This is a genomic window from Xenorhabdus stockiae, assembly GCF_002632825.1.
GTDB lineage: Bacteria > Pseudomonadota > Gammaproteobacteria > Enterobacterales > Enterobacteriaceae > Xenorhabdus > Xenorhabdus stockiae.
This window is the reverse complement of record NZ_NJAJ01000005.1, coordinates 127,651-149,693: the sequence shown is the minus strand read 5'-3', so window position 1 is coordinate 149,693 and position 22,043 is coordinate 127,651. Positions and strand designations below refer to the sequence as shown.

19 protein-coding genes are annotated in these 22,043 nt (G+C 42.7%); 10 read left to right on the top strand and 9 right to left on the bottom strand.

The features are described from left to right. The first annotated feature begins 2 nt into the window (after nucleotides 1–2). From arnC to lplA, 8 genes are all read left to right on the top strand, one after another. Nucleotides 3–983: an undecaprenyl-phosphate 4-deoxy-4-formamido-L-arabinose transferase gene (gene arnC / locus Xsto_RS03590; RefSeq protein WP_099108181.1), complete on the top strand. Its 981-nt coding sequence runs from the start codon at nucleotides 3–5 to the stop codon at nucleotides 981–983. Next, a complete protein-coding gene (gene arnA / locus Xsto_RS03585) occupies nucleotides 980–2,977 on the top strand; it encodes a bifunctional UDP-4-amino-4-deoxy-L-arabinose formyltransferase/UDP-glucuronic acid oxidase ArnA (protein WP_099124118.1) in 1,998 nt (665 codons plus the stop codon). Before arnC ends, arnA begins: the two co-directional genes overlap by 4 nt. A gap of 5 nt (nucleotides 2,978–2,982) precedes the next feature. Beyond that, on the top strand, nucleotides 2,983–3,876 hold the full coding sequence (arnD, locus tag Xsto_RS03580; RefSeq protein ID WP_099124133.1) for a 4-deoxy-4-formamido-L-arabinose-phosphoundecaprenol deformylase: 894 nt from the start codon (nucleotides 2,983–2,985) through the stop codon (nucleotides 3,874–3,876). 6 nt (nucleotides 3,877–3,882) lie between these two features. Continuing rightward, nucleotides 3,883–5,544 carry a lipid IV(A) 4-amino-4-deoxy-L-arabinosyltransferase gene (gene arnT, locus Xsto_RS03575; protein WP_099108179.1) on the top strand — a complete coding sequence of 554 codons (1,662 nt, stop codon included), beginning with the start codon at nucleotides 3,883–3,885 and terminating at the stop codon, nucleotides 5,542–5,544. After that, nucleotides 5,544–5,891: a 4-amino-4-deoxy-L-arabinose-phosphoundecaprenol flippase subunit ArnE gene (gene arnE, locus Xsto_RS03570; protein WP_099124132.1), complete on the top strand. Its 348-nt coding sequence runs from the start codon at nucleotides 5,544–5,546 to the stop codon at nucleotides 5,889–5,891. The genes arnT and arnE overlap by 1 nt, the downstream gene beginning before the upstream one ends. Next, complete coding sequence (gene arnF, locus Xsto_RS03565; RefSeq protein ID WP_099124117.1) at nucleotides 5,888–6,283, top strand: 4-amino-4-deoxy-L-arabinose-phosphoundecaprenol flippase subunit ArnF; 396 nt, start codon at nucleotides 5,888–5,890, stop codon at nucleotides 6,281–6,283. The genes arnE and arnF overlap by 4 nt, the downstream gene beginning before the upstream one ends. Next, nucleotides 6,283–6,768: a C40 family peptidase gene (locus Xsto_RS03560; protein ID WP_099108177.1), complete on the top strand. Its 486-nt coding sequence runs from the start codon at nucleotides 6,283–6,285 to the stop codon at nucleotides 6,766–6,768. Before arnF ends, Xsto_RS03560 begins: the two co-directional genes overlap by 1 nt. Nucleotides 6,769–6,845: 77 nt before the next feature. Beyond that, nucleotides 6,846–7,862: a lipoate--protein ligase gene (gene lplA / locus Xsto_RS03555; RefSeq protein ID WP_099124116.1), complete on the top strand. Its 1,017-nt coding sequence runs from the start codon at nucleotides 6,846–6,848 to the stop codon at nucleotides 7,860–7,862. A 79-nt stretch (nucleotides 7,863–7,941) separates the two neighbouring features. Here the strand turns inward: lplA and Xsto_RS03550 are convergent, their stop codons facing one another. Next, nucleotides 7,942–8,307: a helix-turn-helix domain-containing protein gene (locus Xsto_RS03550; RefSeq protein ID WP_099108175.1), complete on the bottom strand. Its 366-nt coding sequence runs from the start codon at nucleotides 8,305–8,307 to the stop codon at nucleotides 7,942–7,944. 561 nt (nucleotides 8,308–8,868) lie between these two features. On the opposite strand from Xsto_RS03550, the gene Xsto_RS03540 reads away from it, so the two are divergent. Next, a complete protein-coding gene (locus Xsto_RS03540; RefSeq protein ID WP_099124115.1) occupies nucleotides 8,869–9,486 on the top strand; it encodes a hypothetical protein in 618 nt (205 codons plus the stop codon). A gap of 86 nt (nucleotides 9,487–9,572) precedes the next feature. On the opposite strand, the gene Xsto_RS03535 is transcribed toward Xsto_RS03540, so the two are convergent. The 7 genes from Xsto_RS03535 to ppsR form a co-directional block, all read right to left on the bottom strand. Then, nucleotides 9,573–10,358: a heme ABC transporter ATP-binding protein gene (locus Xsto_RS03535; protein ID WP_370630587.1), complete on the bottom strand. Its 786-nt coding sequence runs from the start codon at nucleotides 10,356–10,358 to the stop codon at nucleotides 9,573–9,575. A gap of 8 nt (nucleotides 10,359–10,366) precedes the next feature. Next, a complete protein-coding gene (locus Xsto_RS03530; protein WP_099108171.1) occupies nucleotides 10,367–11,368 on the bottom strand; it encodes a FecCD family ABC transporter permease in 1,002 nt (333 codons plus the stop codon). After that, on the bottom strand, nucleotides 11,365–12,183 hold the full coding sequence (locus Xsto_RS03525; RefSeq protein ID WP_099108170.1) for a heme/hemin ABC transporter substrate-binding protein: 819 nt from the start codon (nucleotides 12,181–12,183) through the stop codon (nucleotides 11,365–11,367). Before Xsto_RS03525 ends, Xsto_RS03530 begins: the two co-directional genes overlap by 4 nt. Next, a complete protein-coding gene (locus Xsto_RS03520; protein WP_099108169.1) occupies nucleotides 12,180–13,253 on the bottom strand; it encodes a hemin-degrading factor in 1,074 nt (357 codons plus the stop codon). Before Xsto_RS03520 ends, Xsto_RS03525 begins: the two co-directional genes overlap by 4 nt. 55 nt (nucleotides 13,254–13,308) lie before the next feature. Then, nucleotides 13,309–15,381, bottom strand: a complete 2,073-nt coding sequence (locus tag Xsto_RS03515; RefSeq protein ID WP_099124114.1) for a TonB-dependent hemoglobin/transferrin/lactoferrin family receptor — start codon at nucleotides 15,379–15,381, stop codon at nucleotides 13,309–13,311. 370 nt (nucleotides 15,382–15,751) lie between these two features. Further along, nucleotides 15,752–16,798 carry a 3-deoxy-7-phosphoheptulonate synthase gene (locus Xsto_RS03510; protein ID WP_099124113.1) on the bottom strand — a complete coding sequence of 349 codons (1,047 nt, stop codon included), beginning with the start codon at nucleotides 16,796–16,798 and terminating at the stop codon, nucleotides 15,752–15,754. Between the two features lie 160 nt (nucleotides 16,799–16,958). Beyond that, complete coding sequence (gene ppsR, locus Xsto_RS03505) at nucleotides 16,959–17,822, bottom strand: posphoenolpyruvate synthetase regulatory kinase/phosphorylase PpsR (protein WP_099124112.1); 864 nt, start codon at nucleotides 17,820–17,822, stop codon at nucleotides 16,959–16,961. Nucleotides 17,823–18,058: 236 nt separating this feature from the next. On the opposite strand from ppsR, the gene ppsA reads away from it, so the two are divergent. After that, nucleotides 18,059–20,437 carry a phosphoenolpyruvate synthase gene (ppsA, locus tag Xsto_RS03500; protein ID WP_099124111.1) on the top strand — a complete coding sequence of 793 codons (2,379 nt, stop codon included), beginning with the start codon at nucleotides 18,059–18,061 and terminating at the stop codon, nucleotides 20,435–20,437. A 503-nt stretch (nucleotides 20,438–20,940) separates the two neighbouring features. On the opposite strand, the gene ydiK is transcribed toward ppsA, so the two are convergent. Further along, nucleotides 20,941–22,008: an AI-2E family transporter YdiK gene (gene ydiK / locus Xsto_RS03495; RefSeq protein ID WP_099108165.1), complete on the bottom strand. Its 1,068-nt coding sequence runs from the start codon at nucleotides 22,006–22,008 to the stop codon at nucleotides 20,941–20,943. Between the last annotated feature and the right edge of the window lie 35 nt (nucleotides 22,009–22,043).

Genomic DNA, 22,043 nt, shown 5'->3' with positions numbered 1-22,043 from the left:
CAGTGGGATTTGAAGAAATTAGAAAAGTTTCGGTGGTTATTCCTGTTTATAACGAAGAAGAAAGTCTGCCTCAATTATTAAAAAGAACTATCTCTGCCTGCCAGCAACTCAATCAGGAATATGAATTAATTCTGGTGGATGATGGCAGCCGTGACAGCTCTGTGGAGATTTTAACCCGGGCAGCTGAAGATCCCGAAAGTTATGTCATTGCAATTTTGCTGAACCGTAATTATGGGCAACATTCTGCAATTATGGCGGGGTTCCATCAGGCAAGCGGTGATCTTGTTATCACACTTGATGCGGATTTGCAGAACCCGCCAGAAGAGATCCCCCGTTTAGTGAAGGTTGCTGAAGAGGGATATGATGTAGTCGGTACACGCCGTGCCAACCGACAGGATTCATGGTTCCGTAAAACGGCCTCTAAAATGATCAACGCAATGATAACGAAAGTGACGGGGCGCTCTATGGGCGACTACGGCTGTATGTTGCGTGCATATCGCCGCCATATTGTGCGAGCGATGTTGCAATGCCATGAGCGCAGTACATTTATTCCTATTCTTGCCAATACATTCGCTCGCCGAACGACTGAAATTGATGTAACTCATGCAGAACGCGAATTCGGTGATTCCAAATACAGTTTTATGAAGTTGATAAATCTGATGTATGACCTGCTGACCTGCCTGACGACAGCACCGTTACGGTTATTGAGTGTAGTGGGAAGTATTATTGCCGTAACGGGTTTTCTGTTGGCTGTATTACTGATCGCTTTGCGCCTGATTTTTGGTGCTATATGGGCTGCTGAAGGCGTCTTTACCCTATTTGCCATTCTTTTTATGTTTATTGGCGCTCAATTTGTCGCAATGGGGTTACTCGGAGAATATATCGGTCGCATATATAACGATGTTCGTGCCCGCCCACGTTACTTTATTCAAAAAGTGGTCGGAGATAAAAAGACCAACGATAATCAGGAAGAAAAAGAATGAAAGCAGTGATTTTTGCCTACCATGATATTGGTTGCGCCGGACTTAATGCATTAGTGAAAGCAGGTTTCGATATTCGGGCTATCTTTACACATGTTGATGATCCAAATGAAAATAATTTTTTCTCTTCTGTAGCTCGTGCAGGTGCGGATCTAGGTTTATCCGTATTTGCGCCGGAAAATGTGAATCACCCGCTTTGGGTTGAACATATTCGTGAAATGCAGCCGGATATTATCTTTTCATTTTATTATCGCGATATGCTCAGCCAGGATATTTTATCATTGGCAAAAAAAGGCGCGTTTAATCTGCATGGCTCTTTGCTACCAAAATATCGTGGTCGTGCCCCGGTTAACTGGGCTATCTTAAATGGTGAGACAGAAACCGGTGTGACATTACATAAAATGTCTGCAAAGGCCGATGCCGGAGATATTGTTGCACAACAGGCCGTACAGATTGAGAAAACTGATACTTCATTGATCGTACATGGGAAAATCCGTGAAGCAGCAACTGAATTACTGAATGATATTCTGCCTCGCTTTAAAGCAGATAATTACCTTTCAATCCCACAGGATGAAAGTCAGGCTACTTATTTTGGTCGCAGAACCGCTGAAGATGGTGAAATTTTCTGGCATAAATCGGCTGAAGAGATCAATAACCTTGTCCGGGCAGTGACAGAACCTTATCCCGGTGCATTTACTTTTCTCGGTGAGCGAAAAATTACGATCTGGCGCTCAGCTCCACTGAATACAACACACGATAAACAGGCCGGAACAGTGCTCTCCACCGACCCGCTGGTTATTGCGTGTGGAACAGGCGCTCTGGAAATTGTTAGTGGGCAGAGCGAATCAGGCATCTACGTCCAGGGTAGCCGACTTGCTCAGGAGATGGGTATAGTTACCGGTGTTCAGGTTGGGCAGAAAGCCACCGCACAGATCCCCCGCCGTAAGCGAGTTTTGATTCTGGGAGTAAATGGCTTTATCGGTAATCATTTGACAGAACGTCTGCTGAATGATGGTAATTATGATATTTACGGCATGGATATTGGCTCTTCTGCGATAGAGCGCTTTATTGGTAGCCCTCATTTTCACTTCATTGAAGGTGATGTCAGTATTCACACTGAGTGGATTGAATATCACATCAAAAAATGTGATGTTATTCTGCCGTTAGTCGCCATCGCTACGCCTATCGAATATACCCGTAATCCACTGCGTGTATTTGAGTTGGATTTTGAAGAAAACCTGAAAATTGTTCGTTATTGTGTGAAATATAACAAGCGGATTATTTTCCCGTCTACTTCCGAAGTTTATGGCATGTGTGATGATAAGGAATTCGATGAAGACACGTCACGCCTTATCGTGGGACCAATTAATAAACAACGCTGGATCTATTCCGTATCCAAACAATTACTTGATCGTGTTATCTGGGCATACGGCGAAAAAGAAGGTTTGAAATTTACCCTGTTCCGCCCATTTAACTGGATGGGACCTCGGTTGGATAATTTAAACTCAGCACGTATTGGCAGCTCCAGAGCAATTACTCAGTTAATCTTAAATCTGGTTGAAGGCTCCCCGATAAAATTAGTTGATGGCGGAGAGCAAAAACGCTGTTTTACTGATATTCATGATGGGATTGAAGCGCTGTTCAGAATTATTGAAAACAAAAATGGCTTATGTGATGGGCGGATTATTAATATCGGTAATCCGACGAATGAAGCCAGTATTCGTCAATTAGCTGAAATATTGCTGAATAGTTTTGAAAAACACGAATTACGCGGGAATTTTCCTCCTTTTGCCGGATTTAAAAAAATCGAAAGCAGCAGTTATTACGGCCAAGGCTATCAGGATGTTGAGCATCGTAAACCCAGTATTAAGAATGCGGAACGCCTGCTGGGGTGGAAGCCCACTATCGGTATGGAACAGACGATCGATGAGACACTGGATTTCTTCTTGCGTGATGCTGTGCAGGAACTGAAAAGGAAAAAGCAACATACAGGGTAAATATGATGCAAAAAGTGGGCTTAAGAATTGACGTAGACACTTATCAGGGCACCAAGGAAGGTGTACCGCGTTTACTTAAAATTTTACAGCGTCATTATATTCAGGCCAGTTTTTTTTTCAGTGTTGGCCCGGATAATATGGGGCGTCATTTGTGGCGGCTGCTGAAACCTAAATTTTTGTGGAAAATGTTGAGATCAAACGCTGTTTCTCTGTATGGCCCGGATATTCTATTAGCGGGTACCGCTTGGCCGGGAAAGAAAATTGCAAAAGATTTGGGTCATTTGATGAAACAGACGATAGAAGAAGGTCATGAGGTGGGTCTGCATGCCTGGGATCATCAAAGCTGGCAGGCGAAAGTAGGTCGTTGGTCAGGATCAGAATTAGCAGAACAGATACAGCTTGGTGTTGATGCCTTAGAAAAGGAGACAGGGCAGGCTGTAACATGTTCGGCTGTTGCTGGCTGGCGCGCAGATGAGCGGGTGCTGGTGGCTAAACAGCAATTTGGTTTTGATTACAACAGTGATTGCCGTGGAACACATCCATTCAGGCCACTTTTGCCTGATGGAAGTTTAGGAACCGTTCAAATCCCGGTGACATTGCCAACTTATGATGAAGTTATCGGCACACAGGTCAGTGATATCAATTTTAACCATTTTATTCTGGATGCCATTCAAAATGCCCGCGGTGTTCCTGTTTATACTATTCACGCAGAAGTTGAAGGAATGTCTAAATCATCACAATTTGAGGCACTATTGGATATGCTGCATCAGCAAGATATTCAGTTTTGTAAATTAGGTCATTTACTACCTGAAAACCCGGAAACATTGCCAGTTGGGAGAATTGTTCGTTCCGATTTTCCTGGTCGTGAAGGCTGGTTAGGTTGCCAACAAGAGGTATAAAGAAATATGTCGAATGTTCGAATGAGTAGAGCCGGGGCCGTTTTAATGGCTCTTTTTTTTATCTTTACTTACTTGCTCCCTTTGAATGGACGTCTTTTATGGCAACCAGATGAAACTCGATATGCTGAAATCAGCCGGGATATGTTACAGCGTGGTGATTGGATCGTGCCTCATTTTCTGGGTATCCGTTATTTTGAAAAACCAGTAGCAGGATATTGGATAAATAACATTAGCCAGTGGATTTTTGGCGATAGCAATTTCGCAGTGCGTTTTGGCTCAGTATTCAGCATTATGCTCAGCGCATTTTTTCTTTATCGATTAGCCATGATGATGTGGCAGTGCCGTCAGACAGCCTTTATCTCCTGTCTGATTTATATCTCCATGTTCATTGTGTTTTCTATAGGGACTTATAGTGTTCTCGATCCTATGTTTTCATTGTGGGTCACGGCAGGAATTGTCAGCTGCTATTGGGCACTGAAAGCCAGCAGTAGCCGAGAGCGGTTTTTTGCCTGGTTTGTGCTGGGTATAACCTGTGGTATGGCTTTTATGACAAAAGGCTTTCTGGCATTGGTTCTGCCGGTGATCTCGATGATACCAGTCACGATATACCAAAAACGTTTTCTGGAGATGCTCCGTTTTGGTCCGATTGCCGTTATCGGCGCTGTTTTAATTAGTCTGCCATGGGTGATTGCGGTTGCTGTTCGGGAGCCTGATTATTGGCATTATTTTTTCTGGATAGAACATATACAGCGTTTTGCTTCCGAGAATGCACAACATGCATCACCATTCTGGTTTTATCTGCCGATAGTGATTTTGGGTGTCATCCCGTGGTTAGGATTATTACCCGGTGCATTATTTACCGGCTGGAAAGCGAAGAAAAATCATCCTGAAATGTTTTTTCTTTTATGCTGGTTCTGTATTCCTTTGATATTTTTCAGTATATCGAGAGGGAAATTACTGACCTATATCTTGCCATGTATGGGGCCTTTAGCATTGATGATGGCAAAATACGCCGTTGATAGTATGAGGAATGGCAAAATAAAGGCATTGAAGTTTAATGGGTTAGTTAATGTTTTCATTGGACTGATTGCAATACTGGCACTGGTATTTTTGGAGATATTTCCCAAAAATCCTCTTTATCAGTCTAATGAATTACATAAATGGGTATTAGGAATTTTGACATTTGCTGTCTGGGGTATCGTCGGATATTTCTGTTTCAGACATAACGGTAAGCACTGGCAATGGGCCGCAGCATGTTCAATTATGCTTAGCTTATCAATAGGTAGCGCACTGCCTGATAAAACGATTAATTCCAAACTTCCACAGGATTTCATCCAACAATACGAAAAAGAATTAGCAGAAAGTAAATATATTTTATCGGCATCCGTTGGGGTAGGGGCGGCACTGGCGTGGGAATTAAAACGCAATGATATCTATTTATTCCAAAACAAGGGTGAACTGGCGTATGGATTGGATTATCCAGATAGCCAAAACCGATATATAACACTAGAGCAATTCCCCGTTTGGCTGGCCAGCGCACGGAAAGATGGTCAGGTTGCCGTTGTTTTTTTATTATCGTCAAAAGGGAAACTGCCTGAGTTACCCAAACCGGATCTTGTACAGCGAAAATCCCGTTTTGTTCTTGTTATTTATAAGAAGCAACCATGATGAACAGTAGTGCAGGATTATTGATACTCGTTAGTTTATTAACCTGTGCAGGACAAATTTGTCAGAAACAAGCGGTTATCTGCTGGGGAAAAAAGACTCCCTATAAAACATCACTCGTGGCGGTATGGCTAGTGGCTGCTATGCTTCTTTTGGGAGCCGGAATGGTATTCTGGCTGCGATTACTACAATTTTTACCGCTCAGCATCGCCTATCCGATGCTGAGCATTAATTTTGTGGTAATAACATTGATCGGGCAATTTTTGTATAAGGAGAAAGTAGGGTTAAAACACTGGATCGGTGTTTTAGCCATTATGTCGGGGATCTTGTTAATGAGTCTGAATCAATGAAGGGGTATTTTTGGGGAGTAGCAAATGTTTTACTAGTTACGGGCGCGCAGCTATTTTTGAAGTGGGGAATGGCTCGGTTACCTGAACTATCCTTATTGCTACATTGGTTCAATATAGACTGGTTATGGCTGAATATTAATCCTTTGCTGGTGGTGATGGCAGGGCTTACCAGTTACGCATTATCAATGTTCTGCTGGTTTTTTACTTTGAAATATCTGCCATTGAATAAAGCGTATCCACTACTAAGCCTGAGTTACATTTTTGTTTATTTAATGGCAGTATTATTGCCTTGGTTTAATGAAAATACCTCGCCATTAAAAACGATAGGCATCTTGCTCATTCTATTCGGTGTTTGGTTTATTAGCAGGCCAGAAAGCAGGAGGGCTGATTGATGTCACTAAAAATCAGGCATTTATGTCTGCTACTGAGTCTGTTACTTATTGGTTGTTCTAACCCTGTTTCGCAATCGAATCTACCCCCATTGCGAGCAGCTCTGTCTGATCCGATTATGGTTATCGCAAAATTAAAAGAGCAACTTGAACAATGGCAGGGGACACCTTACCGCTATGGAGGTATGGATCGGCGAGGGGTGGATTGCTCAGGTTTTGTTTATCGTACTTTTCATGATCGCTTTAATATCCTCCTTCCACGGACAACAAATCAGCAAACTCAACTGGGAACCCGGATCAGCAAAAAGGATTTGATGCCGGGTGATCTGGTATTTTTCAAAACCGGTAGTGGTGCTAACGGATTACATGTTGGGATTTATGATATCAATAATGAATTTATTCATGCCTCTACCAGCAATGGTGTTATGCGTTCCTCTCTTGATAATGTTTATTGGCAGCGTGTATTTTGGCAAGCCCGCAGAATATGACCACGACCTGAATCACCAATTTAATCTGAGCGTTATGATATCCTAAGGCATTGTTTTTCTTTGTCTGGAGACAAGTAATGTCTAGATTACGATTGCTGCTGTCTGATTCTTATGATCCCTGGTTTAATCTCGCTGTTGAAGAATGTATTTTTCGGCAAATGTCACCAGAGCAGAGTGTTTTGTTCCTATGGCGCAATGCCAATACAGTTGTCATAGGGCGTGCGCAAAATCCGTGGAAGGAATGTAATACGCGGCGCATGGAGCAGGATGGTGTAAAGCTAGCCCGGCGCAGTAGTGGCGGTGGTGCCGTTTTTCATGATTTGGGGAATACCTGTTTTACCTTTATGGCTGGTAAGCCAGCCTATAACAAAGAGATTTCTACTCAGATTATTCTGGACGGACTAAAAAAATCAGGTATTCATGCGATGGTTTCTGGTCGTAATGATCTGGTTTTATCATCTCCGGAAGGAGAGCGTAAAATTTCAGGCTCTGCATATCGGGAAACTAAAGATCGCGGATTTCATCATGGGACGTTGCTGATTAATGCAGATTTGAACCGCCTTGCTGATTATCTCAACCCTGATCCTAAAAAATTACAGGCTAAAGGCATTACTTCTGTTCGTTCCAGAGTGGCAAACCTGTCAGATTTGTTGCCAGACATCACACATGAAAAAATATGTGCGGGGATCACCGAGGCGTTTTTTGAGTATTTTGGTGAAGTGGTAGAGCCGGAAATTATTTCACCGCAAGCGTTACCAAATTTACCCGGTTTTGTTGATGTTTTTAAGAAGCAAAGTAGCTGGGAATGGAACTTCGGGCAGGCCCCCGCATTCAGCCATACACTGGATACCCGGTTTTCTTGGGGAGGTATTGAGTTACATGTTGATATTGAGCATGGAGTTATCAGTCGTTGCCAAATTTTCACTGACAGTCTCGAACCCGCACCACTTGAAGTACTGGCAGAAAAACTGACAGGTGTGCTATATCAGCCAGAAGCTGTTGAGCAGATAATTCAAGCTATCAGAGAACAATACCCCTTACTGGATGCGGAGTTGCAGCAATTTTCATATTGGTTGGTAAATGAACTGAGATAGGAAATAATTGGCAGAGGTTAGACCTAAAAGAAGGTCAACAACAGGGATGTTGACCATAAAGAATGATAATGACTGTGAGTTATTCTTCGCAAAATAAGAATGTCTTTAACTCAGGTAATTTGCCATTTTCTCGGAATTTAGCGGGTGTGGTATTAAAGTGCTTTTTAAAGATCCGTGTAAATGTAGCCTGAGAACTGAAACCATATTGCAGGGCAATATCCAGAATCGGCAAGTCATCCTCGTGTAACGACTTGGCGGCTTCATGAAGGCGGCGCCGACGTACATACTGACCCAATGTACAGCCTTTCAATTCTTTAAAAATGCGTTGTAAATGCCATTTTGAATAACCACTTTTATGGGCAATGGCATCTATTTTAATACCTTCAGTCAGTTGAAGCTGATTTTCTAACCATTTAACAATATCGTTGATAACACTTTCTAACATATATACCTCCCACTAATGTGGGCTTGTGCTAAAAAAGAGTGATATACAAATGATAATTAATATTATTGGAATGGCTCATTTTAATAATATATTTTATAGCGTATACGCAAAATGTGCGATCTTAAATTAATAAGGATTAATTATATTTAATCCCTGATTATATCTCTGGATATTTTTTCTTCCGTTTTCACATAGCACTATTTTTCATATTGGACAAAATAGAGGCGAATACTTTATCTGATACTGTCTGAAAGGAATTTAAGGGCATGGAAAGTATAAAATATATTTCCGAACCAGATAAAATCAGCTTCTGCACTCATTACTGGGTGCTTTTTGGTTATATATACTCCGTCTTTCAAGTTGTCTCTTTGTTGGCTGTGCTCGTTCACCCCAGCCACCGTTTTTATAGGCATAGGTTATCTATGCTTTTGGGGGTTACTGAGAGGTTGATCCCTGCCTCTCCTTTGCCGTCACGATGCATCTTGAAATCCATTGTGTATATAAGGGTATGTGATTTTTGTGTGGTTTTGAATTTGTTGTTTTTCTTGGTGGGTATTTAGCATGTTTATCTTTTTAGCCAAAAAATTGATGTTTTTTATTTTATATGCACTGGTGATAGCGGGAACAACGGGTTTGTTATTTTTAGATGTTAATTATTTACATAACAATGTACAGGAAGAGTCAATTACAGAAATTTTTCAGGAGCTTTCTCTAATTATAATTGCGATTTTGCTATTTTATGAAGCAAAGAGAAATTCGAAATTACGGGCATCGCTTATTTTGATGGCTGGCTTTTTTAGTTGCCTATTAATCAGAGAACTGGATGTATATTTTGATGTTATTTTCCACGGAGCATGGGCGTGGTTTGCTATTCCTCTGGCTCTGCTCTGTATCAGTTACGCGGTCATGCAGGGTTCTAAAACTCTTACTGGGCTTGTGCATTTCACCCGTCATCAAAGTTATTCAATGATGATCTGCGGGCTTTTATGCGTATTAGTATTTTCCCGCTTGTTTGGTATGGGGGCACTTTGGCAGGAGTTGATGGATGAGCATTTTAATCGAGCAGTCAAAAATATGGTGGAAGAAGGCTGTGAAATGTTGGGTTATGCTTTATGCCTGATAGCGATATTTTGGTATCTACCATCGGCCCGTAAGCAACGGCTGATGGATATGAAGTAATTCTTCTCTGATATTGCATATCCGATGCGATTATTGAGGCAAGTTTTGCTGAAATTTGCAAAAGTTGCCTCTAGAAAGGGAATAGACTATTGACGGAGATAAATCTGTGGCTGATGAGTTTCAGGATGTTGCATAACGCCTAAATCAGCCCGATACCATTGTTTAAGAATATCATCACGCAGAACATCTTGCGGTGTACCTGAGGCGACTAATTCTCCTTTATGTAACAGAAGAATTTTGTCTGCGTAGAGTGCAGCCAGGTTCAGATCATGCAATACACAACAGACAGCCAGAGGGCGCTGCCGGGTAAGGTTATGAACAAGCCGTAATGTGTGCTGCTGGTGGTAAAGATCCAGTGCTGATGTTGGCTCATCCAAAAACAAGCAAGACCCAGTAGGCTCTGGGTGCCAGAGCTGAGCCAATGTTCTGGCCAATTGAACCCGTTGCTGTTCTCCTCCGGATAGCTGTTGGTAATTACGATGTTTCAGCTCTTCACATTCGGTCAATGCAATCGCTTCATTGATAGCCGTTTTCTTATGGGTGCTTTCATGAGGAACACGCCCCATCGCAATGATTTCTTCAACACTAAAAGGAAAGGAAAGCGAGCTATATTGCCGCATTACTGCGCGAATACGAGCGAGTTTTTGCGGTTCCCAGTCAGCAAGGGAAGTGCCCTGTAACAGGCACTCACCACTGGCTGGCGAAACATAACCTGTTAACAGCCGTAACAGAGTGGATTTACCTGCGCCGTTAGGCCCAATAATTGCAACAACTTCCCCCTGATTAAGAGAAAGGGACACATCCTTGATAATTTGGCGTTGCCCGATAAAATAGTTCAGGTTTTTAGCTTCGAGCAAACTTTTTTGCATTATTGGCTCCATTACAAACGGCCTCCTGATGGTTTAAGAATCAACCATAAAAAGTAAGGCGCACCGATTAAACCAGTGATAAGACCGACCGGCATTTCAGCGGGAGCCACTAGCGTTCTGGCTAATGTATCCGCAGTTAATAACAGGCATGCTCCACCCAATGCGGATATTGGCAGTAACCAAGAGTGATCTCCACCAAAGCGCAACCTGACAAGATGAGGAATGACAAGACCGATAAAACCGATAACACCGCTCAATGCCACAGCGCAGCCAATCAGTAGGGCACTCAGTAGTAGTAACTGAAACTTAGTCCGTTGAACATTAATGCCTAAATAGTGTGCTTCTTCGTCTCCTAACTGGAGGAGATTCAGTTTTCGTGACTGGCTGAGTGTCAGTAGGCAAACAGGAATAATAATAGAAGCGGCAATAATCAGTGTTGGCCATTCAATCTGGTTTAATGAGCCCATCATCCAAATGGTGAATTGCCGTAATTGCTGATCATCACTGATATAGCTCAATACACCGATAAACGATGCGCACAGGGTATTGATGGCAATACCGGCAAGCAGCAATTTTGACATATTGCCGTGGTTGTATTTATTGAGTGAAAATATCAGGAATGAAACCAGTAAACTGCCGATAAAAGCAGCAATGATATGGGCGTATAATGCAATACCCGCAGGTAAGGAAAGAGGCACAACAATAGTCAATGCCACCGTCAGTGCCGCCCCACTGCTTATACCTAATAGCCCGGAATCTGCAAGCGGGTTGCGGAATAGCCCTTGCATGACAGCTCCAGACATAGCCAGTGCACTTCCAACCAGAATAGCCAGCAAAATGCGCGGGAGGCGAATATTTAACCAAATTTGCCAGTGTGGGTCCTCCAAAGAGGACTCCCACAGCGTTTTAAAAGAAAGAGGCAATGCCCCCATGTTGGCTGAGCTGATTGCCAGAATAAACAGCAATACAGTCAGTAACATCAAGCCAAGGCTGGGGGATTGAGAACGACTCATTGCACTTTCTCCGCAGCCTCACGGACTTTTTTCATGACAGCGGGTGTCTCGATACCGAATCCGAGCAGGCCCATTTCATCCACAACGACGACCTGTTTTTTCTTGCCAGCGGGCGTGAAACTTATCCCCGGAAGTTGCCACAGTTTATCCATTCCACCCAAAGTTTTTAGCCCATCGGTACTGATAAGCAGCAAGTCAGGTTGGCTGGCGATAACACCTTCCTGAGACAGAGGACGGTATCCATTGAATCCCTGCATGGCATTTTGAGCACCAATGGCGTGAATAATCTGATCTGCTGCTGTTTTCTGACCGGCAGCCATTGGCATGATCCCGCCGTGACTCATGACAAACATGACTTTTGTTGGGATCTCTGACGTGGTGATTGTAGCCAGCTGTTGCTGATATTGAGTGATCAGCTCTTCACCACGTTTTTCCTGTTTGACCGCCTTAGCGACGGTCTTAATTTTTTCAGGAACGGCTTCTAACGAGGCTTTGCTTGTCACTTTAATGACTTTTACACCGGAATCTTCGATTTGCTTGAGTGCCAGAGAAGGTTGAGCCAGTTCGCTTGCGAGCACCAGTGATGGACGCATAGACAGAACGCCTTCTGAGCTCAGCATGCGCATATATCCCACATCAGGAATTGAAAGTATTTCCTGAGGATTTTTGCTGGTACTGTCTCTGGCAACAACATGCTGCCCTTCACCCAGTGCAAAAACAATTTCAGACACATCACCACCGATTGTGACAATACGTTCAGCAGAGAACGCACTGGCAGAGATGGTAAGCATAAATGTTAGAAGCCACTTTTTCATGCTACACAATTTTCCTTTTCTGGTTGCAGTTTAGGCAGAGCGGCAACCTGATCACGCCATTGTGCCTGCTCAGGAGTACCTTCAGTACGCTGACCATACAATTGGGCGATTTGGTTACCTTCAGCATCAAACAACTCAAGGCTGGTGACGAAACCATCTGTTGTTGGCTTACGTGTGATCCAGCTTTCAGCGATAGCACTTTCAATCAGATGCAATGTGAAATTGCGATTAAAAATGTTAGCCCACTTCTGGGAAGAGTTTTCTTCCTGATAAGGCATCAAGCGCTCCAGTTTACCAGTAAAAATCTGGATACAACCGCGGTTGCCGACGAAGATCATAATTTCATTTTGATCTTTGTGTGCAACTTCAAGGATCTGAGTCAGAGCGGAGTTATCTACACGATAAGCCAGATCATCTTTGACAGCATTGAAGATTTGCTGACGGTTCAGATTATGACGGCTCATCATAATGAAGAACTGGTGAACGTCAGTCATTGCACGCCATTCTTCATCCAACTGCACTTTCAGCTGTTCAGTCATTTCTGCATATTCAGGGGCTTTTGCCGGTTGAACTTCCAGAGCAGGGTTTTCTTCTGTCTGGTATTTTTCAATCAGTGCTTCCCATGCAGCCATATCTGTATTAGAGGTGGTGTACACTTTGTGCAACGCATCACCCTGACGATCAAAGAACTGAACGCTGTGACGCAGACCGTTCTTTGCTGGTTCTACCAGATAGAAAACACTGCTCCAGTGATCGAAAAATACACGCAAATCAAGTTCACGTGGATTGAGGATCAAGCCAACATGTTCGCTGAACTTGGTATTTTCGTAACGACCAACCTGCTCATGAACTGCGAAGTCATTACGGGTAATGGCTTTGGTTTCACCAACAGTTGCCAGTTCTTGCAGCAGAGTAGGAGCATCAACGTTCAGACGTTTCGCGTCGATACCGACACGACTGTGCAGTAATTCTCCTTCACTGACATTAAGATAAGCCGCCAGATCGCGTGCATATTTGGCTTTATTATCTGCTTTTGCCTGTTGGTAACGTTCATAAAGTGACTGATTCACAGTTGCTAGCTCCTTAAAAAAATGGGGTATAGTTTAAAAATAGTACTTTTATTATTTACCATTGGTAGCTGATGAACAGTTTGGCATTACGGCCACTCTGTGGAGCACCCAATGTTGAGTAATATTGCTTATCAAAAGCGTTGCCGAGCACGACAGAAGTTGTGATACCTTTTAGCTGGTTTTCGCCGTGGTAGCTGATATAGAAATCATTGACGCCGTAACCTGACTGTTGGAAAGCATTTTTCTTCCCATTTTTATCTTTAAAATTAGTCTGGCTAGTGAATTTGCCTACCCAGCCAATAGATACGCCGGTATCAGAAAGAGGGATATCTAATGTACTGGTTACGGTATCCGGGTTGAGCTCATCAATAGATTTGCCAGTTTGTCCATCTTTACCTGTGGTGCGGTTATAAGCCAGATCCCACGAGAACCAGTCAGTGCCATAATTCATTGAAACATCCCAACCCCAGATTTTGGCGTTAGGAATATTGATTGATGTTGTAAACCTCATATCAGGAGTGACAGTGGTAGAAATATAATCTTTTGCTTTGGTATCAAAATAACTTGCTTTGAATTTCAGGCCATCGTTGGAAAGCAATAAATCATCGAAACGTAACCCAAACCCAAATTCCTGAGTTTCATTGCTTTCAGGGCGAAGATTAGGATTAGGTTTCCAGTAATTTGTTAGGGTGAAAGAGCCCCTTTCTGTTTTTTTATTTATAGAGAAATGCTTAGAGTCGTTATACATTTCTCCCATGGTCGGAGAACGGAATGCCTGAGAATAGGAAGCAAACAGCATCGACCAATCTGTAGGAGTAATGCTGATAGCGCCTTTTGATGACCATTTGTCGGCACTGATATCTTTATACTTATTGTTTTTGTTATCGCTTGAAGCCTTGTAGTTGTCATAGCGCGTACCAACGACAACTGAAACGGGCAGATCACGAATAGTTATTTCATCCTGTACCCAGCCGGATGCGAAACGGATATCTGCTTTTGGAAAGCCATTAAGATTATCGCTGCTTGGTTTTTGTCTCTGTTTATAAACTTCAGTGCCATAAGTAAATTGATGAGCAGCAAAAGGAATAGCACTCAAATGAGAACGGTTTTCCAGTTTTATACCAAAAGTTTCTTGTCTGCGGCCTTCAAAGCCTTTTTCTTTCGTTTTGGTATTGATGGCGATATCGGAATAATAAATATCATTTCTCAGATCCAGCCAGTCATAGCTCGACGGATTCAGTTTATAAGTCAGCTGAATATCACGTTGTGCTGTTGTGCGATCTGCCAAGACGTTATCGCTATGGTCATTAATATCCTGTGGATCTTTTGGTTCGTGGGCTTTGTTGTGGTAATAACGCAATTCACCACCAATTGACTGGATATCATCAATTTTCCATGTGCCTTTCGCCATCACATTGCCGATGTTTTCATCGTTTCGACCTTTTACACCACCGCCATAGCGAATATTGCCAACATCGCGGGTACTGAAAGTAAACAGGCCATCAAGATTCTCAGTTTTGCCAAAAGTAGCAGCGCCAAGCCCCCAACTGTGATCTCCTGTTCCCGCACGGCTGAAAACACGAAAACCGCTATTTTGCCCTTCCTGCAAGAGATCTGCTGCATCGACTGTTTGATAGGCAATCACACCACCTAATGCACCACTACCGTAGAGCAGGGCGGATGGGCCACGAACGATTTCAACCTGTTTAATCAACGCTGGGTCGAGAAAAACACCATTAATATGCCCGGTATCAGTTCCCTGACGAACACCGTCAACCAGCATTAAAACCCCTTTTTGGGAGTAACCACGCAGGCTGATATCTTGCCCATTAGCGCGCCCGTAATCAGCGGCATTAATCCCGGGGATTTTACGCAGTAAGTCGTTAGCATTACCTGCAACTTTGCTGCTGGCTGAATTCCCTTCAACAACTGTTACCATCATTGGAGCTTCAAAACTGTCACGCTGATTGCCTGTGGCATAAACCGTTATCGTATCTTTATGCTTACTTTTTTCGGTTGTGTCTTTTTTGTCAGTTGGAATGCTGGCTGCGTGAGCAGAAGACAACCCTGTTAAAATAACAATACTTAATGCAGACAATTTCAGGTTTGGTGGTTGAATCCGGGACATGCAAGTTATCTCCATGATTTAATGGTGTTTTAAAACATACGAGTGGTTTTAATCCCATGACATGAATATGCCTTATTTTCAGGATTATGATTAAGTCAAAATAAGATTTTGTTTAAGGTTGAACCACGATGTAATGCCAAAAGGATCTGCTGTTGCAAAGGGGTAATGTGGTAGTACGGGTAGTCAGTTAGTATTTTCATAGCCAATATGAACAATAATTATTCTAATATTGAGAATAATTATCGTTTCTATGATGATTAACTTCAAGCTATTTTTTATATAAGGAAGAATGGGTAATCTAAGGACTTTTTAACAGGTTATGGCTTCCATTATGCACAGAAGCCAAAAATAGATACTAAAGAAGAGGTATTCAGCAACGTTTTTTAGCTGCTTCGGCCAGTATATGAAGGAATTCTTCTGTATCCTGCCAGCTAAGGCATGGGTCAGTAATCGATTGTCCATAGGTCAGCGGTTCTCCCAACATGATTTTTTGGGAACCTTCGACTAAAAAACTTTCCGCCATAACTCCAGCGATGGCTGTTGAACCAGAATTAATCTGCTGGCTGATATCTCTGGCGACATCCAGTTGCCGACGGTGGATTTTCTGGCAGTTACTGTGGCTGCAATCAATGACTAACCTTTCCGGTAAGCGGAATTCACGCAGTTTCTGACAGGTTGCAGTAATATCTTCAGCGTAGTAATTAGGTTTTTTTCCGCCACGCATGATAACGTGCCCGTAGGGATTTCCGCTGGTTTGGTAAATTGTCATCTGCCCGTCTTTATCCGGTGACAGGAACGTATGTCTGGCACTTGCTGCACGTATTGCATCAATCGCAATATGAGTATTGCCGTCAGTACCGTTTTTAAATCCGACAGGGCACGAGAGGGCGGAAGCCATTTCCCGATGGATTTGGCTTTCAGTTGTTCTTGCACCAATAGCACCCCAGCTAATTAAATCCGCAATATACTGCCCGGTCACCATATCCAGAAATTCTGTCGCGGTAGGCATTCCCAATTCGTTGATATTTATTAATAAATTACGTGCAAGTGAGATCCCTTTATTGACCTGACAGGAACCGTCCAGCATAGGGTCTGAAATTAATCCTTTCCAGCCGACAACAGTCCGCGGTTTCTCGAAGTAGGTTCTCATTACGATTTCCAGACTATGCTGATATTTTTCACGCAATACTTGCAGGCGTGATGCATAATCAAGGGCAGCATCGGTATCGTGAATAGAGCAGGGACCGATAATAACCAGTAAACGTTGATCGTTACCGTTGAGAATGGCTTCAATGCGTTTTCGTGACAGCGTCACATTTTGGCGTATTTTTTCTGATATCGGATACTGTTCAGAAAGGGTTTTAGGTGTTATCAGCTTATCAATAGAGCGGGTTCGTAGCTCATCTGTTTTGTACATATACTTTCTCGAATTCTACTTCATTTTGAGGCGCAGTCTGGCGTGATAGAAATTACAATAACTCAGCCTCCGATAAATTCAACAAAACATTAACGTCAATTTAAGCGAAACGCTTGTGTATGAAATTTTAATGATGCCTGAATTATGCTGATCCTTTGGATCAGAACATACGCCGTTTCAATCCCATACTGTCAATAATCTTGGCTGAAATCTCTTCGACAGAATAATTGGTGGTATTTAAGTAATTAATCTTATTTTTACGAAATAGAGCTTCAACTTCAGCAAGTTCGATACGACATTGTCGTAATGAAGCATAACGGCTGTTTTCTCTGCGTTCTTCACGGATGGCAGCCAGCCTCTCAGGGTTTATCGTCAGGCCGAATAATTTGTGCTGAAACGGTTTAAGGTCAGCCGGCAATTGTAGGTTATCCATATCATCAGCAGTGAAAGGGTAATTTGCTGCCTGAATACCGAACTGCATGGCAAGATAAAGGCTGGTGGGAGTTTTTCCACAGCGTGAAACACCCAGAATAATGACTTGTGCCTGATCGAGGTTACGCAGTGAAATACCATCATCGTGTGCCAGAGCATAATCAATGGCTGCAATACGGGCATCATATTGACTCAGATTTTTTTTAGATAAACCGTGTGTACGGTGTAACTCTGGTTTTGGTTCCAGCCCGATTTCCTGCTGCAACGGTGCGACGAGAGTCTGGACAATATCCAGACAAAAGCCGTCACTGCTGGTAATGATATTTTTAACCTCGCTGGAAATTATGGAATAAAAAACCAGTGGTCTGATATTTGTTGCCTGATAAAGATTATTTATCTGGTTTCTGATTTCTTCGGCTCTTATTTTGCTGGTGACGAAAGGTAAGGTATAAGACGTCATCGTAATCGGAAATTGAGATAATACAGCATGGCCGAGGACTTCTGCTGTAATTGCGGTACCGTCGGAGATGAAAAAGACACTACGCTCCAGTGGCTCATTTTCTTGATTCTGCGGGAATGGGATCTCTATCATTGTATTTTCTTTTATTATTGGGTAGATGGATATATTAAAATATTGGCTGAATCGTTTTTATTGCAAATAATAACTACAGATAGCGTTTTGGATTATACCTGTAAAAAAATAATATTGCTGGGTTGATCGATTCACCTTTCCATATATAGCAATACATTGTGCTAGGCTATTTCCTGCTGTAAAGAGCAGCACTAATTTTCCGATTTGTACCTCCGAATGTAAAAAGGATAGTTTCAATGTCCAATAATGGCCTCACCCCATGTAATGTACTTTGGTATAACCAACTAGGCATGAATGATGTTAATCGGGTCGGTGGTAAAAACGCCTCGCTTGGTGAAATGATCACCAATCTGGCCGACCTTGGTGTATCTGTTCCCAATGGTTTTGCTACAACAGCACAGGCATTTAATGATTTTTTGGAACAAAGTGGTGTTAATCAGCGTATTTATCAATTATTGGATGAAATAGATGTTGATGATGTCAATCAATTAGCTAAGGCTGGTGCACAGATCCGTCAGTGGGTGATTGATACGCCATTTACAGTACAACTGGAAAAAGATATCCGGGAAGCTTACTTGCAATTGTCTGAAGGAGAGCCTGATGCCTCTTTCGCTGTCCGTTCCTCCGCAACGGCTGAAGACATGCCGGATGCCTCTTTTGCAGGGCAGCAGGAAACTTTCCTGAATGTACAGGGTATTGATGCGGTGATGGTTGCCATTAAACATGTCTTCGCATCTCTCTTTAATGATCGTGCTATTTCCTACCGTGTCCATCAGGGTTATGATCACCGTGGCGTGGCGCTGTCAGCAGGTGTACAGCGGATGGTACGCTCTGATTTGGCATCATCCGGTGTCATGTTTACGATTGATACTGAATCCGGTTTTGATCAGGTTGTGTTTATTACATCTGCCTATGGTTTAGGTGAGATGGTTGTGCAGGGCGCAGTAAATCCTGATGAATTTTATGTGCATAAACCTACATTAAGAAATAATCGCCCAGCGATAGTTCGACGTAATCTGGGTTCCAAAAAAATACGTATGGTCTATGCAGACAGCAAAGAACACGGTCAGCAGGTTCGGACAGAAGATGTTTCTGAAGCATTGCGTAATTGCTTTTCTCTTGCCGATAATGAAGTCGAAGAATTGGCAAAGCAGGCCCTACTGATTGAAAAACATTATGGTCGCCCGATGGATATTGAATGGGCGAAAGACGGGCATAATGGCCGACTGTATATTGTACAGGCGCGTCCTGAAACAGTCCGTTCCAATCAGCAGGTGATGGAACGCTATCAGCTTAATGAACAGGGCAGTGTGCTGGTGGAAGGCCGTGCAATTGGGCACAAAATCGGTATTGGTACAGTTAAGGTTATTCACAATCTCAGTGAAATGGATCGCATTCAGGTCGGTGATGTGCTGGTGACAGACATGACTGACCCGGATTGGGAGCCAATTATGAAAAAAGCAGCAGCGATTGTGACTAATCGAGGGGGGCGCACCTGCCATGCTGCTATCATTGCCCGTGAACTGGGTATTCCTGCTGTTGTGGGTTGTGGCGATGCAACAGAACGCCTGAAAGAAGGTGAACTGGTCACGGTCTCCTGTGCGGAAGGGGATACGGGGTTTGTTTATCGAAATAAACTGGATTTCAGTATCCAAAGTTCGCAGGTTGATGAGCTGCCACAATTGGATGTTAAGATCATGATGAACGTTGGTAATCCAGATCGTGCATTTGATTTTGCCTGCCTGCCGAATGAAGGTGTAGGGCTGGCACGTCTGGAGTTCATCATAAATCGCATGATTGGCGTTCATCCTCGTGCACTGCTTGAGTTTTCTGAGCAATCCCCTGAATTACAGGCACAGATTAAATCTTTAATGACCGGTTATGATGATCCTGTTGAATTTTATGTCGGACGCCTGACAGAAGGTATTGCAACGCTGGCCGCTGCATTCTGGCCTAAACGCGTTATTGTACGTTTGTCTGATTTCAAATCGAATGAATACGCGAATCTGGTGGGCGGCGAGTTATACGAACCACATGAAGAAAACCCGATGCTTGGTTTCCGTGGTGCTGGTCGTTATGTCTCTGACAGTTTCCGCCAGTGTTTTGCTCTGGAATGTGAGGCAGTCAAACGGGTACGTAATGTTATGGGATTAACAAATATTGAAGTCATGATCCCATTTGTACGCACTGTGGCGCAGGCCGAAGCCGTTGTATCAGAGTTGGCATCACAAGGCTTGAAGCGTGGTGAAAATGGGCTAAAAGTCATTATGATGTGTGAAATTCCATCAAATGCATTATTAGCGGAACAATTTTTGGCACATTTTGATGGTTTCTCTATCGGCTCAAATGATATGACTCAATTGGCATTAGGCTTGGATCGCGATTCAGGTGTTGTCTCTGAATTATTCGATGAGCGTAATGATGCGGTGAAACAACTACTTTCTATGGCTATTCAGGCGGCCAAGCGTCAGGGAAAATATGTTGGTATTTGCGGTCAGGGGCCTTCAGATCACGAGGATTTTGCCGAGTGGTTAATGAAAGAAGGAATTGACAGCTTATCATTAAATCCCGATACGGTGGTGAAAACCTGGGTTTCTTTAGCAGGAAATAATTAATAAACATCTAATTCAGACATGAATTAAAAAGCCTGTTAAAAACATTTTCAGGCTTTTTTCTTTATAACACGATCTTTTTTAATGCGAAGGTTATTTTATATAATTCCAACGGGAATTTTTTCCAAAAAAAAAGCCTATCATGGGCTGACAGGCAAAGACTACACACAGCAATATATATTACTTCACACATCTCAGTTTGTGGCGTTTACAAACTAAGACTGCTATTCATGGGAAACATAGTTTCGATGAAATGAATACTAATTTAATAAATCAGTTTATTCATTAAGAATTCTCTTAATAAATCAGAATTGGAAAAACAAATTTAAAAAGCAACTTTCTCGTAACAAATTTTCTGAGATTATTTACTGTTGGAATTAATATGAGTTTTTTATAGGCAAGAGATAATACATTTACTTTAATGATAATTGCGCGGAAAAATAATTCTCCGCGCTTTGTGTTTTATTATTACATATGAGCTTTTTTGAAATACAGCTTAGTGACTTCTATTTAATTTCGGGTTTGGGCACTTCATCCATCCATGCCAGCAATAGGCTGTAAGAAACAGCCAGTACAACCGGCCCGATAAATAAACCAATTACGCCCAGCGAAAGTATGCCGCCAATGACGCCGGTAAGAATTAAAACCATAGGTAAATCGGCACCCAGACGAATAAGGAAAGGCCGAAGAACACCATCCATAGTGACCAGGATTAAACTCCAGACCACTAAAATTGTTCCCAGAGTTGTTTCGCCTGTCCAGTAAAGCCAGATAATAGACGGAATAAGAACTAACAGAGGCCCTAACTGTGCAACGCAAAGTACGAACATCAGAACGGTCAGAACCATAGCATAGGGAATACCTGCAATTGCTAGCCCAATACCGCCTGCGATGGCTTGTACAAGGGCAGTTACAACTACGCCAAGGGCAACGGCGCGGATAGAACGGGCAGCCAGTACAACAACCGCATCGCCCCGTTTACCTGCCAGTCGGATGGCGAAATGGCGAATCCCCTGCATCACGTGTTCACCTTTCCAGTAAAGTAGAACACTGAACAGTACCATTAAGGTCAGATGGAATAAAAACCGGCCGGCATTGGCAGCCTGAGCAAAAAACCATGTGGCTGCTTTTCCGATATAAGGCGGAATTTTAGCCATGAGCATATTACTGCCCTCAGAGATGATGTTCTGCCATTTAATATATAAATCCTGACCGACGACCGGAATTTTATTTAGCCATTCCAATTGAGGTAGGTGCATATTGGATGGAGATTTTGCCCATTCAATGAGTGGTGCGCTGTTTTCCAGCAGGTTGCTGACCAATAATGCTATAGGGATAACAAATAATAAAATGAGCAGTAACGTCATAATGGAAACTGCTATCCAACGTTTTCCCCATAAACGTCGCTGTATTTTTTCCATTAGCGGCCAAGTTGCGATAACTACCATTCCTGACCAGATGAATCCTAAAACAAATGGACTTAAAACCCAAAAGCTGGTCGTAATGAGCAGTAAAATGAAGAACAGTACAAATAGCAGCTTGGGTAAATCCTGATGTGGTTGCGATTTTTCCATGAAATGATTTCTCTCGGCGATTAAAAATACTGTCG

What these genes read in the sequence shown, in the direction of transcription:
- arnA (WP_099124118.1), top strand. Translation starts at nt 980, where the DNA reads ATGAAAGCAGTGATTTTTGCCTACCATGATATTGGTTGCGCCGGACTT.
- arnD (WP_099124133.1), top strand. Translation starts at nt 2,983, where the DNA reads ATGCAAAAAGTGGGCTTAAGAATTGACGTAGACACTTATCAGGGCACC.
- arnT (WP_099108179.1), top strand. Translation starts at nt 3,883, where the DNA reads ATGTCGAATGTTCGAATGAGTAGAGCCGGGGCCGTTTTAATGGCTCTT.
- arnE (WP_099124132.1), top strand. Translation starts at nt 5,544, where the DNA reads ATGAACAGTAGTGCAGGATTATTGATACTCGTTAGTTTATTAACCTGT.
- arnF (WP_099124117.1), top strand. Translation starts at nt 5,888, where the DNA reads ATGAAGGGGTATTTTTGGGGAGTAGCAAATGTTTTACTAGTTACGGGC.
- Xsto_RS03560 (WP_099108177.1), top strand. Translation starts at nt 6,283, where the DNA reads ATGTCACTAAAAATCAGGCATTTATGTCTGCTACTGAGTCTGTTACTT.
- lplA (WP_099124116.1), top strand. Translation starts at nt 6,846, where the DNA reads ATGTCTAGATTACGATTGCTGCTGTCTGATTCTTATGATCCCTGGTTT.
- Xsto_RS03550 (WP_099108175.1), bottom strand. Translation starts at nt 8,307, where the DNA reads ATGTTAGAAAGTGTTATCAACGATATTGTTAAATGGTTAGAAAATCAG.
- Xsto_RS03540 (WP_099124115.1), top strand. Translation starts at nt 8,869, where the DNA reads ATGTTTATCTTTTTAGCCAAAAAATTGATGTTTTTTATTTTATATGCA.
- Xsto_RS03530 (WP_099108171.1), bottom strand. Translation starts at nt 11,368, where the DNA reads ATGAGTCGTTCTCAATCCCCCAGCCTTGGCTTGATGTTACTGACTGTA.
- Xsto_RS03525 (WP_099108170.1), bottom strand. Translation starts at nt 12,183, where the DNA reads ATGAAAAAGTGGCTTCTAACATTTATGCTTACCATCTCTGCCAGTGCG.
- Xsto_RS03515 (WP_099124114.1), bottom strand. Translation starts at nt 15,381, where the DNA reads ATGTCCCGGATTCAACCACCAAACCTGAAATTGTCTGCATTAAGTATT.
- Xsto_RS03510 (WP_099124113.1), bottom strand. Translation starts at nt 16,798, where the DNA reads ATGTACAAAACAGATGAGCTACGAACCCGCTCTATTGATAAGCTGATA.
- ppsR (WP_099124112.1), bottom strand. Translation starts at nt 17,822, where the DNA reads ATGATAGAGATCCCATTCCCGCAGAATCAAGAAAATGAGCCACTGGAG.
- ppsA (WP_099124111.1), top strand. Translation starts at nt 18,059, where the DNA reads ATGTCCAATAATGGCCTCACCCCATGTAATGTACTTTGGTATAACCAA.
- ydiK (WP_099108165.1), bottom strand. Translation starts at nt 22,008, where the DNA reads ATGGAAAAATCGCAACCACATCAGGATTTACCCAAGCTGCTATTTGTA.